We start from the raw sequence: 12,189 nt of genomic DNA on the forward strand, positions 1-12,189 counted from the left end.
AAGGTATCCGCTTCATAGGTAGTCTTCATATCACCATCAATTAAATGTTATATTTCTATCAATCATAAAACGCACAGTTAATCTATTTAATATTTTCATTTGATATAAACTGGTTCTATTCATTGATAAATGTTAAAAGATTAAGTGAGTTAAATAGATAGATTTGTGCTATATAAATAATATAACATTTATAAATTGTGGCATTTGCAATCATTCAAAATGACATGTTACAGAACAAATGTCTGCTTTAAAGTAGGTGAATATTTAATATATAATCATTTGATAAAGTGATAAAAAGGTATACTTGCAATTGAATTATGTCGCGAGTAACAATGGTGGAAATTATAATTTTTTGAATATGCTCAACTTTTAAGTTGAAAATAAAGTGCTACTTCCTCTGTAGTGTAATACTTATTTTATAGCTTCGTGCTTTACATAATACTTTTCTATACAATAACTTTTATTTCGCTTACATCTTGTTCACGCTCCTTCATCTCGAAATACACCAATAACACATTGATGTGAGTTATTACTTAACAACTCAATAATGGCACCATTTCTAAACAAAATTTCAAACTGAAAACAAAACGTTTTGCATCTATAAAGATTTTCGTTATTTATTTTATAGAATTATTTAGCAATAACTTAATTTTATTATATTGTCGTTCGTGTAATTTGTAAAGTGGTTTTTAATAATTTTCTAAAAATTGAAGTTCTAATATTTTATACTCGTTAAAATTTGAAATTTCAATCAAGATAAATATCAAAACTCTAAATTTTATAATTAATTGTTTTTCAAATCACACTTATTATCCTTGCTTTAGCACCACAACGCAATTTGTAATTTCAATGCCTCAGAATACTTTTTAGGGTTCAAGCCTGTAGCTGTTTTACATTTTTCTAATCTATATAACAGCGTATTTCTATGAATATATAAATACTTTGCCGTTTGTGAAATATTCAAATTGTTGTAAAAAAAAATTTTCAATGTTGCAATACTTTGTTCATCTAAATCTCCTAATATTCTTTTTTTGAATCTTTCTCTAATTTCACTGTCGATTTGATATAACAGTGTTTTTTCTTCTACTTCTTCAAATGAGACGAGTGGTGCTGATTTCTCATTTAACATAAATACAAGTTCACATTCTTCATACGCTTTTTTAAAATCATTTAAATTCGTAAATACAAGGCTTGAGGTCATTTGTACTTCCAATTGTAAGCCTTTAAACATTTGGTGAATTTGCTTTATTTTCACGTCTAATACGCACTGGTCTTCATCAGTAGCAAGAATGACGATACGATTATGATTCGTGAATGCAATGATAAAGGAACTAGGGTCAATCTTACTTGCTAATGTACGCACGATGCTATTCCTAGAAAACATTTGTTTTTCAATATTAATGATAATGCATTTGCCTAATGTTAATAAATTAGTATTAAGCTGATTTCCCAAATGTTGAATAAATGATTTAGACGGTTCACTTTTCAACAATTCTTCAATAAATAACTCCTGACTACGTATATTCCCCTCTAATTCGTATGTAAAATAATTTTGATATAACAATAATTCTGTAGACATTTTCACTAAATCTGATACATGTGCGAGTTTTTTAGGATCACCTGTTATACCAATCACACCAACGATATTATCTTGAAAAATAATTGGTAAATTTATGCCTGGTTGTGTTCCTTCTAATATCGCGCTATCTTCCTTAGATAATATGACAGTTTCTTCTCGTTCTAATACTTTACGTGCACCTTCATGAATTGTCCCTACACGTTTTTTATCAAATGACGCTATGATTTCCCCGTTAAAATTCATGATATTAATATTACTCTGTGTTCTTTTAGCTGTTTCTTCTACAATTAATGTTGCCATTTCTTCTGTAATTATATTCATATCTTCACCACTTATTATTTTTATACAAAATTATAGATTTATATTTGTATAGTTTAACCCTATACTCAATAAAATAAAATCGATACAATGAAATAACAATCAAAGGAAAGCGTTTACAAAGGGGGAATATCAGGTGAAAATTATTTTAGCACCAGATTCATTTAAAGGGAGTATGACAGCAACCCAAGTCTCAAAATATATGGCAGACAGCATTACAGAAGTATATCCACAAGCTGACACCCATGCTTTACCCGTTGGTGATGGCGGTGAAGGTACGATGGAAGCACTAGTGAATGCCACAAATGGCAGGTTTCATACTGCTATAGTCACAGGTCCTCTTGGCAATCATGTAACTGCTCAATATGGTGTACTCGATGACGATACATGTGTGATTGAAATGGCAGAAGCTTCTGGACTAAGGCATTTAGTTGATGACACATTAAATGCTATGACAACAACGACTTATGGAACAGGCGAATTAATACATGACGCCTTAAATAAAGGTTACAAAAAGTTTATTTTAGCTATTGGAGGCTCTGCAACAAATGACGCTGGTGCAGGTATGTTACAAGCATTAGGCGTCAAACTATTAGATGAAAATGGAAAAAGCATCGCCTTTGGAGGGGGTAGTTTGCACCATATTAAGCAAATAGACTTAACACATTTTGACTCTAGAATTAAGCAATGTGAATTTATTATTGCGACGGATGTTCAAAATCCTTTAATAGGTCCTGATGGCGCTTCACGTGTTTTTGGTAAACAAAAAGGCGCCTCAGAAGATGATATTAAACAACTTGATGCCAATCTCACGCATTGGGCAAACCTTGTAGAAAGTAGTATAAATATTAGCCTTCATGATTTTCCAGGAGCTGGTGCAGCTGGTGGTCTAGGTGGTGCCTTCAAAGCATTTTTACCTAGTCATTTTGAAGATGGTATTCAAGTAGTAATAAAACATACGAAATTAGAACAGCTTTTACCAAATGCAGATCTAGTGATTACTGGTGAAGGCAGAATTGATTTTCAAACTTTTTATGGCAAGACACCTATGGGCATTGCAAAATGCGCAAAACAATTTGATGTCCCTGTCATCTTTATCGGAGGCTCTGTCGAAATTGACATAGACCAATTTGATGAGGATGGTTTAGTAAGTGCTTTTAGTTTAACCGATGGCCCATTGTCACTGGCAGACACGATAGCAAATTCGGAAAAATTAATAAAAAAAACAACTAAGAACATCATAAGAACATTTTTCCATAACCACTAGCATAATTAAGGGGATGTTTCGTTATGAGAATTAAAGATACAATTGAAAAAGTACCTGGTGGTTTGATGGTTGTTCCGTTATTATTAGGCGCTGCAATCAACACGATTGATCAATTACATTTGAATTTTATTACGAATGGTTTGAAATTTTTAGGCGCTCCAAAGACTGAAGAAGGACATTATGAGATGTTGCAAATTGGGGGATTTTCTCAGGATTTATTCAAAGATAGCGCACTCGTGTTAATTGCCCTATTTATATTTTGTGTAGGAAGCCAAATGAACTTGAAAATTGGTGGCAAAGCGTTGAAAAAAGGCATGATATTAACATCAACGAAATATTTTTCGGGTTTAGGCGTTGGTCTATTACTTGGAGCTATTTTCGATCCATGGACAGGGTTATTTGGTTTATCTACAATCGCTATTATTGCAGCAATGACCAATAGTAACAGCGGGATGTATGCTGCTCTAACAAGTGCATATGGCAATCGTTCTGATATTGGTGGTTTATCTATATTAGCTATCAATGATGGTCCTTTACTGACATTAATTTCTTTAGGATTTATCGGTACGAATTTTCCAGTCATTTCTTTTGTTTCTGTGTTATTACCACTCGCAATAGGTATGCTCTTAGGTAACTTAGATCCTAAAATCGCAAAATTTTTACGACCAGGAGAATCATTACTTATACCCTTCTTTGCCTTTTCATTAGGCGCAGGAATGAATTTAGCTGAATTCTTTAATTTCTCAGTATTATCTGGTGGGCTCACATTGGCATTACTTACATTTGTCTGTACTACTGTGACTGGCGTAATTGCTTTCAAACTATTTAAAGAAAAAAGTGTTATAGGCCCTATTTCAGAATCTTCTACTGCAGGTAACGCCGTTTCTACACCCGCTGCAGTTGTCGCAGCCGCTTCAACTGCTTTAGCTAGTGGTAATTTGAGCCAAAGTGAATTTGCAATGATAGAAAAAATAGCACCTATCGCGACAGCTCAAATTTCAGTTTCTGCTATTACTACAGCGATTTTATGTCCAATTGCTGTTATCATGGTAGATAAATACCAGAAACGCAAAGGCATTGATGGCACTCAAGAACATTTTAAAACAGATCAAAAAGCATTTTCTAAGTTGAAATCAGCCACAAATACGGCTGATTATGAAAGCGCTTTAAATAAGAAGGAGGACTAACTTTGAAAACTACAATTTTATACGGCAAATCAAATGTTGAAGTTGACTTACCCGAACAAAGCGTTCTAATTGAACCCAAAAACATTGATCCACTTGAAGACCATGTGACCGCCATACGTACAGCATTAAACAATCCAATTGGCTCCGAACCATTACAAGACATGGTAAGTGCTAACCAAACTGTATCAATTGTTATTAGTGACATCACACGACCGACACCCAACCACATTCTCGTACCATTACTTATAGAAACATTAACCCACGTACCTTTAGAAAACTTTGTAATTATTAATGGTACAGGTACACATCGCGATCAAACGCGAGAAGAACTTGTACAAATGCTTGGTGAAGATATAGTGAGAAAAGTGAAAATTGTACATAATCATTGTAATGATAAGGATACACTTAAAAAAGTTGGCCATAGTCAATATGGTTGTGATGTATACCTGAACAGGGATTATGTTGAATCTGATTTTAAAATTGTAACGGGTTTTATCGAACCTCACTTCTTCGCTGGCTTCTCTGGTGGCCCTAAAGGGATTATGCCTGGGATTGCTGGCTTAGAAACAATCATGACCTTTCATAACGCTAAAATGATTGGCGATATACGCTCAACTTGGGGCAATATGAAAGATAATCCTGTTCAAAATATGACCCGGGAAATCAATGCAATGTGTAAACCAGACTTTATGCTCAACGTCACGTTGAATAAAGATAAAGCTATTACCGAAGTGTTTGCTGGTGAATTATATGAAGCTCATGATAAAGGTTGTGAATATGCGAAAGCACACGCTATGTTCAAGTGTGATAACCGTTTTGATGTCGTGATTGCTTCTAACTCAGGCTATCCTTTAGATCAAAACTTATATCAAACAGTTAAAGGCATGAGTGCAGCACACAAAGTTGTTAAAGAAGGTGGCAATATTATTATGTTGTCTGAATGTAGCGATGGCTATCCTAATCATGGTAATTATGCAGAGATACTAAAAATGGCTGACTCCCCTCAAGGGCTTGTCGACATGATCAGCGATCCTAACTTCGCGATGCTTGACCAATGGCAAGTACAAAAACAAGCAGTAATCCAAACTTTTGCTGATGTTTATTTATATTCTAAACTCAGTGACCAACAAACCAAAGATGCCATGCTGCATCCAGCACATAATATTAATGAAACACTTAAAGTATTAGAAGATAAATATGGAAAAGATATGACGATAGGTGTTATGCCACTCGGACCACTTACTATCCCATATGTAGAATTATAATTTAGGAGGAATCATTATGTTAACTGAAGTATTAACTAAAGAACAACAATTAGAACGTGTATTAAAAGATATGAATCGTGTAATCGTCGCTTTTTCAGGTGGTGTAGATAGTAGCTTTGTATTAAAGAAAGCCATCGATGTACTCGGCACTGACAATGTAAAAGCAGTTATTGTAAAATCCGAGTTATTTAGAAATGAAGAATTTAAACAAGCCCTTCGTTTAGGTGAATTACTAAATGCCAACGTGATAGAAACTGAAATTGAAGAATTAAAAGATCCAGATATTGTTAAAAACACTCCTAGTAGTTGGTATTACAGTAAGCGTTTATTATATTCAAAACTTGAGCGCTTGAGAGTAATCTACAATTCCAACTATGTTCTCGATGGTATGATTATGGATGATTTAAATGACTTCAGACCTGGACTCAAAGCAAGAACTGAATTCAGTGTTAGAAGTGTGCTACAAGAAGTTGAATTATATAAATCTGAAATTAGAGAACTAAGTAAATCCAATGACCTGCCTGTATGGAATAAACCTGCATTGTGTAGTTTGGCCTCTCGAATTCCTTATGGTGAACCTTTAAATTTCACAAAGGTTAATAAAGTAAACGAAGCTGAAAAATTTATTTTAAACTTAAATATTAATCATGTCAGAGTACGCTATCATAATAATATCGCAAGAATAGAAGTAGATGGCACAGATATCCCTGTAGTGATTCAATATAAAAATCAAATCACACTTCGCTTGAAAGAACTTGGTTTTGATTATGTAACCATTGATTTAGAGGGTTATCGTACAGGCAGCATGAATGAAGTCATCAATACACAAGATGAGATTTAACAAAATAAAGGTGGTCTAACTATGACTGAAAACAAAGACCCAATAGAGTCATTACTTCTAGCGGTTAAAGAAAATGAGCTTTCCATTACAGAAGCAAAAGATAAATTAAGTCATTATGATGAATTAGGTTTTGCAAAAATTGATTTACACAGAACAAAACGCCAAGGATTTCCTGAAGTTATATTTGGTGAAGGGAAAACTGTAGCGCAATTAGACGAAATCGTACACGCTTTAATAAAGCATAATGAAATTATATTAATTACTAGAATTGATCCATTTAAAGCAGATGATATCATTGGCAAGTATCCACAACTTGAATATCATGAGACAGCACGTATCGTATGTACACCTGTTAATAAAATTAATAAAACGGAACATTTTGCAGCGATTATTTGCGCCGGTACATCTGACCTACCAGTAGCTGAAGAAGCGGCTATTACAGCTGAAGTTATGGGGATTTCAGTACAACGCTTTTATGATGTAGGCGTTTCTGGTATCCATCGTCTTTTTTCACATATCGTAGCAATTCGTCAAAGTAAGGTGTCAGTAGTTATTGCTGGTATGGAGGGCGCGCTGTCTAGTGTAGTCGCCGGCTTAGTTGATCATCCAGTCTTTTCAATACCTACGAGTGTTGGTTACGGCGCCAATTTAAATGGTGTTACCACGTTATTATCTATGGTTAATTCTTGTGCACCTGGCACAAGTGTGCTTAACATTGATAATGGATTTGGTGGTGGCTATAATGCCGCAATGATTATAAAAATGATTGAAAATGCTTAGAACGGAGTGAAACATTATGTCCAAAGCGATTTATCTTGATTGCCACGCTGGTATTGCTGGAGATATGTTATTGTCTTCTCTTGTAGATTTAGGTGCAGATGTCACCTTTATTGAATCACAATTAAAAACATTACCGCTCAATCATTTTAAACTAAACTTCTCAACTCAAAACAAGCAAGGTATTCAAGCTATGGCACTTAAAATTGATTTTGAAGAAGCACATCATCATAGAAAAGCGTCAGATATCTTTAAGATGATCAAAGAGAGTAACTTGTCAAGCAGAGTGAAAGAGAGAAGCCTCCGGGTGTTTGACGTGATTGCACATGCAGAAGCTAAAATTCACGGTATGCCTGTTGAAGATGTTCACTTTCATGAAGTTGGCGCTATGGACTCTATCATTGATATTATTGGCGGATGTCTTGCACTAGAAGATTTAGCTATTGATGAACTCTATGCCTCACCTATTCCAACTGGTAACGGTAAAATCAATATTGCACACGGTGTCTATCCAGTGCCTGCGCCAGCGACTGCTGAAATACTCAAAGGCATTCCGCTTGCTTCATTTGATGTTAACAGTGAATTGACAACACCAACTGGTGCTGGTTTTATTAAAGCATTAGTTTCGGAAATCGGTCCTTTACCTGCAGTAACCATGGAACAAATAGGTTATGGTTGTGGCACAAAAGATTTCGATTTCCCCAATGTTGTACGAACAATTCAATATACAGTAAAAGAAAACACGCCGACACAAGTTCAAGTGATAGAGTGTCAGATTGATGATATGACACCAGAGATGCTCGGTTTCTTTATCGAACAAGTACTGGATGAGGGTGCGCTAGATGCTTACTTCACTCCAATTATGATGAAAAAAAGCAGACCCGCCACACAACTTACAGTGATTAGTAAATTTGATGATGCACAATATTTTGAAGACTATATGCTTAAAAATACAACCTCTTTAGGCGTAAGAAGTTATGCAGTCAATCGAAAAATTCTCCATCGTCAGTTTCAAACTATTCACACAAAGTATGGTGCTATATTAGTGAAACTAGGCATGATGCATAATAAAATCATCAAAGTGAAACCGGAATTTGAAGATGTAAAAAATGCAGCAATTCAATCTGACAAAACTTTCTCAACTGTATACAATGAAATACAGCACGAAGTTCATAACCACATTAAAATAGACGAATAAAATAATCTATCACGAGCTAAAGAGTACAGGGTGAGGCTATTCCCGCGGAAAGTATGCACAAAAACTGCTGTAAAATTAAAAACTCTATTGATAGCATAAAATCCAGTACTCACACTTAAGTGAAATACTGGATTTTTATTGCTTCATTATATTAAAGAAGGACCTACTTTAATATTTGCACTATCTAATGCAAGCTCGAGTACTTCAATGACTTGAATACTATGATCTAATTTTTCTGCTGCTAAATCGAATTTTTTATCATTAATAATCTGAACCATCTTCACAAATTCTTCATACATACGATGTTTTTGTTGATTAACTTGATATGATTGCGTACCACCTTGGTTAAATGTAATATCAAATGCTTTTAATTCATTTGTTGGACCTTTAATATGAATTGTTGCATTTTCACCTTGAATGTAAGACTGATTATCAGAACTAGAGTCTTTTGCACCAATACAAACAACTTTCATATCATCATAATCAAGATTTAAGATCCCAGATGTATCAATATTTTTTTTAACGTTAGCAAAATAAGCAACCCCTTTAGGCATCCCGAAGAGTCCAACTGCTAAATGGATATTGTATACATTGATATCCATGAGTGCGCCTCCGCCCTTCTCAGGGTCGAAAGCAGGTTGAATGATGCCTTTTTTGAAATTATCATATCTTGAAGAGTACTGTGAATAATTAAATTGAGCTATTTTACATTTACCTATTTCACTAACAGATTGTTTCAACACATCATAATTACTCAAATAAAGATTAGTAATAGCTTCGATAATAATCACATTATGCGCTTCAGCCAATGCTTTTAATGTTGTTAATTCTTCTTTAGTTAAAGTAAATGGTTTTTCACATATTACATGCTTCTGTTGCTCAATTGCTTTGCGTGCATAATCAAAATGCAGATGGTTTGGCACAGCTAAATAAATCGTATTCATGCCCTCATCTTGAAGAAACTGATCATAGTCCGTGAAAATGGCTTTAATATTAAACTGTTTTTGTAAATTTTCTACGTTTTCCGGATTTTTTCCTGTTGAAACAATGCTATGAAACTCAATGTCTGCAATTTCTTCCATGACTGGTAATGCTTCTTTGACGATCTTGCCTGCCCCTACGATACCTAATTTCATGTTTGTCTCTCCTTCTCGCTTAATCTAAATTATGATGTATTATCATTTGTTGCCATATTAAATTGTTGATAGCTATTTAAAATCCATTCAATATACCATTATATTTGAATTCATCATGCAATTCAAAATCTACACGCTTGATACAATTCGTATTTTGTTTTGAAAATGTCACCCGTGGTAAACAATTACTATACAGGTATAACATAAAATTATTTTTTATATACTTTAAATGAAGGAGGCATTTTTGTGTCCATATTTTATTTTTTAATATTTATAGTCATCGTTTTAATTATCTATTTCATTTTCCGAAAAAATTATAAAAAAGAAGCTGCAATTAATAAAAGAAAGCGTAAACGCGAAAAAAGAGTAGAAAACTATATTAACGAAGCTTTTAAAATAGAAAATTTAGAAGATATTAAAGAAAGTAAAACAACAATTGCTTTGGTTTATCCTAAAGAAACATTAGATGTTGAACCTGAACAAGTCGTACAAGTAGAAAATCCAAGTGAAGAAAAAGTCGCAACAGAATTTGAAATGCCTGAAGGTATTAAAAGAGAAGAACTATATGACTTTTCTCTTAAACACACTAAATTTTATATCGCACATGACCGTTACAAACGTCTTAAAACGGTTGCTGAAAATGAAAAAACAAGTAACGGCATTATAAAATAATTCAATTGTTAAAGGAGTATGTATATGACACCCATTGTTAAAGCTTATTCAAATGACGAAGACATTGAAATTAATATCAACACATTGAAAGATCAAAAAATTAATGCAAAAGATATTTATGTTCTATCTCATGATGCTGATCATACAGAACGCATCGTGAGAAATACAGAAGTCTCAGGTATTGATTACAATCGTTCCGATGTTGGCGAAAACGAACAAAATCAAGGTGATCAACTAAGAGATAAGTTACAAATTCTTGGCGTTTCTGAAAGTGATGCTCAAGATTACGAAGAACTTATGGATCAAGGTAATGTGCTACTCATTGTTACAGATCAACGCGCAGCAAACGTACTCTAAATTTAAAAGTTAGCTAAACCAACGTACCCCGCATGCTTTTAATTAGGATGCGGGGTACGTTATATCTTTTATACGTACTTATTATAATTGATTAAAGTTATTTTCTTGAAGATCTGTAATTTTAGCAATTTCTACTTTTTGGTCTTTAGGCTCCAATACATGTAAATACTGTTCATCATCGTTATCTTCAATTTTCTTTACAGTAATGCGATCATGTTCTATAGTTTCGATAATTATTTCTGAATGCTTATTTAACGCTTCTTTAATATGTTGCTTATCCATGTTACAACCTCCTTAAGTAAAAGCTAATGATATTTCGAACCTCTTCACCTTCTACCCTTAAGCTGTTTTTCAAATCAAAGCAAACATAATAATTAAACCTGAGACATGAATACATGTTTCAATATAATTCTTTATTTGGCAGTGGCTGACTGAATTGAAAATGCACTTATACCAATTTTTTAATGAACTACTACTTCATTTATGAAGATAAGTAGTCCTTATCGAAGAGCTTCAGCTCTTGTATTCCATTTTAAGTCAGCCTTGCCGAGGTTATCAATTTTTATTAACTTAATATTACCTCTACTAATTCTTCTGCAGTAGCTTTACCGAAATAGTATGTGATATCTATATCGTTTAAAGCTTTTAATAAATCCTCTTTGACTACACGTACGCCTTTGAGTTGATCTTCAACGTCTTTAATGTCGCCTTGTCCAAAGAAATCTCCATAAATACGACATGCTGCAATACGTCCTTGCTCTACAGAAAGAGAAATATCAATCGTACCTACTGCTAATCTTGCGTCTCTATTATATTCGTAGCGTGGTGAACCACCAAAATTCCATTCCCAATTTTTATATTTTGACGCTAGCATTTCATCAACAGCTTCCCAATCAGCTTCAGTTAATTCATAACGTTTAGCATCATTCATATCATCAATGCCTAAAATCTCTTTAACCATCAGATCTTTAAATTCATGGATTGTTATATTTTGATATTCTGGTGCCAAATATTCACGAATATTACCTACACGGGATCTTACAGATTTAATACCTTTAGCTTCTATCTTTTTACGATTCGGTTTCAATACTTTAACCATAGGTTCATAATCTACATCCAACAATAAAGAATAGCCGCCATAAATACGTTCCTTAATCAAAGTCATTGCTGCACCAGATACTTTTTTATCGTGAATGGCTAAATCATTACGTCCACTTTGCACAACTTCAGTCGCACCAAGTTGATGTAAAGCATGTATACCAGGTTCGTAAAAGCGTTTGAAATTACCATAAATTGTATCGTCTTTTTCTAAAATACAACACATATTCACTGCACCACGGTCTACATAAACTGCACCACCACCTGTATCCCGACGAACGACTTGGATACCATGTTCATCTAAATAATCTTGGTTAATTTCTACGGCTGTATTTTGAAAACGACCTATCTCCACTTTTGGATCACAGTAATATGGAAATAAGATATCCTCATTTAAAAATATATTTTGACTAACGTGAATTTGCATCGCTAAAGCAACTGCACCATCTGTTATGTATTCGCCATTGCGAATCGGTTCAATTAAATACATATTG

General features: G+C 33.8%; 12 protein-coding genes. 8 read left to right on the forward strand and 4 right to left on the reverse strand.

The window, feature by feature from the left end:
- Window positions 1-820: 820 nt before the first annotated feature.
- Window positions 821-1,900 carry a CdaR family transcriptional regulator gene (locus ACA31_RS12050; RefSeq protein WP_057513564.1) on the reverse strand — a complete coding sequence of 360 codons (1,080 nt, stop codon included), beginning with the start codon at window positions 1,898-1,900 and terminating at the stop codon, window positions 821-823.
- Window positions 1,901-2,033: 133 nt separating this feature from the next.
- Between ACA31_RS12050 and ACA31_RS12055 the strand changes: the two genes are divergently transcribed.
- The 6 genes from ACA31_RS12055 to larC are packed head-to-tail and all read left to right on the forward strand — an operon-like array spanning window position 2,034 to window position 8,432.
- Window positions 2,034-3,164, forward strand: coding sequence for a glycerate kinase (locus ACA31_RS12055; protein WP_057513565.1), 1,131 nt, complete (start codon window positions 2,034-2,036; stop codon window positions 3,162-3,164).
- Window positions 3,165-3,187: 23 nt separating this feature from the next.
- Complete coding sequence (locus ACA31_RS12060) at window positions 3,188-4,351, forward strand: 2-keto-3-deoxygluconate permease (RefSeq protein ID WP_057513566.1); 1,164 nt, start codon at window positions 3,188-3,190, stop codon at window positions 4,349-4,351.
- 2 nt (window positions 4,352-4,353) lie between these two features.
- Window positions 4,354-5,616, forward strand: a complete 1,263-nt coding sequence (gene larA, locus ACA31_RS12065; protein WP_057513567.1) for a nickel-dependent lactate racemase — start codon at window positions 4,354-4,356, stop codon at window positions 5,614-5,616.
- A gap of 16 nt (window positions 5,617-5,632) precedes the next feature.
- On the forward strand, window positions 5,633-6,457 hold the full coding sequence (gene larE, locus ACA31_RS12070; RefSeq protein WP_057513568.1) for an ATP-dependent sacrificial sulfur transferase LarE: 825 nt from the start codon (window positions 5,633-5,635) through the stop codon (window positions 6,455-6,457).
- A 21-nt stretch (window positions 6,458-6,478) separates the two neighbouring features.
- On the forward strand, window positions 6,479-7,237 hold the full coding sequence (larB, locus tag ACA31_RS12075) for a nickel pincer cofactor biosynthesis protein LarB (RefSeq protein ID WP_057513569.1): 759 nt from the start codon (window positions 6,479-6,481) through the stop codon (window positions 7,235-7,237).
- 16 nt (window positions 7,238-7,253) lie between these two features.
- A complete protein-coding gene (gene larC / locus ACA31_RS12080) occupies window positions 7,254-8,432 on the forward strand; it encodes a nickel pincer cofactor biosynthesis protein LarC (protein WP_057513570.1) in 1,179 nt (392 codons plus the stop codon).
- A 146-nt stretch (window positions 8,433-8,578) separates the two neighbouring features.
- Here the strand turns inward: larC and ACA31_RS12085 are convergent, their stop codons facing one another.
- Window positions 8,579-9,568: a Gfo/Idh/MocA family protein gene (locus ACA31_RS12085; RefSeq protein ID WP_057513571.1), complete on the reverse strand. Its 990-nt coding sequence runs from the start codon at window positions 9,566-9,568 to the stop codon at window positions 8,579-8,581.
- A gap of 246 nt (window positions 9,569-9,814) precedes the next feature.
- Here ACA31_RS12085 and ACA31_RS12090 point away from each other — a divergent pair, with 246 nt between their 5' ends.
- Together ACA31_RS12090 and ACA31_RS12095 are read left to right on the forward strand one after the other, a co-directional pair.
- The gene (locus ACA31_RS12090; protein ID WP_057513572.1) at window positions 9,815-10,240 is read left to right on the forward strand and encodes a hypothetical protein; all 426 of its coding nucleotides are present in this window, start codon (window positions 9,815-9,817) and stop codon (window positions 10,238-10,240) included.
- 24 nt (window positions 10,241-10,264) lie between these two features.
- A complete protein-coding gene (locus tag ACA31_RS12095) occupies window positions 10,265-10,597 on the forward strand; it encodes a general stress protein (RefSeq protein ID WP_057513573.1) in 333 nt (110 codons plus the stop codon).
- Window positions 10,598-10,678: 81 nt separating this feature from the next.
- Here the strand turns inward: ACA31_RS12095 and ACA31_RS12100 are convergent, their stop codons facing one another.
- Entirely contained in the window at window positions 10,679-10,879 is a 201-nt protein-coding gene (locus tag ACA31_RS12100) for a hypothetical protein (RefSeq protein WP_002511628.1), read from the reverse strand.
- 283 nt (window positions 10,880-11,162) lie between these two features.
- Window positions 11,163-12,185 (reverse strand): lipoate--protein ligase, encoded by a 1,023-nt coding sequence (locus tag ACA31_RS12105; RefSeq protein WP_057513574.1) that lies wholly within the window; start codon window positions 12,183-12,185, stop codon window positions 11,163-11,165.
- Between the last annotated feature and the right edge of the window lie 4 nt (window positions 12,186-12,189).

It is taken from the genome of Staphylococcus sp. NAM3COL9 (assembly GCF_001431205.1).
Lineage (GTDB): Bacteria > Bacillota > Bacilli > Staphylococcales > Staphylococcaceae > Staphylococcus.

Excerpts from the sequence above, each read along its gene's own strand:
- ACA31_RS12050 (WP_057513564.1), bottom strand. The coding sequence starts at position 1,900 with ATGAATATAATTACAGAAGAAATGGCAACATTAATTGTAGAAGAAACA.
- ACA31_RS12060 (WP_057513566.1), top strand. The coding sequence starts at position 3,188 with ATGAGAATTAAAGATACAATTGAAAAAGTACCTGGTGGTTTGATGGTT.
- larE (WP_057513568.1), top strand. The coding sequence starts at position 5,633 with ATGTTAACTGAAGTATTAACTAAAGAACAACAATTAGAACGTGTATTA.
- larB (WP_057513569.1), top strand. The coding sequence starts at position 6,479 with ATGACTGAAAACAAAGACCCAATAGAGTCATTACTTCTAGCGGTTAAA.
- larC (WP_057513570.1), top strand. The coding sequence starts at position 7,254 with ATGTCCAAAGCGATTTATCTTGATTGCCACGCTGGTATTGCTGGAGAT.
- ACA31_RS12085 (WP_057513571.1), bottom strand. The coding sequence starts at position 9,568 with ATGAAATTAGGTATCGTAGGGGCAGGCAAGATCGTCAAAGAAGCATTA.
- ACA31_RS12095 (WP_057513573.1), top strand. The coding sequence starts at position 10,265 with ATGACACCCATTGTTAAAGCTTATTCAAATGACGAAGACATTGAAATT.
- ACA31_RS12100 (WP_002511628.1), bottom strand. The coding sequence starts at position 10,879 with ATGGATAAGCAACATATTAAAGAAGCGTTAAATAAGCATTCAGAAATA.
- ACA31_RS12105 (WP_057513574.1), bottom strand. The coding sequence starts at position 12,185 with ATGTATTTAATTGAACCGATTCGCAATGGCGAATACATAACAGATGGT.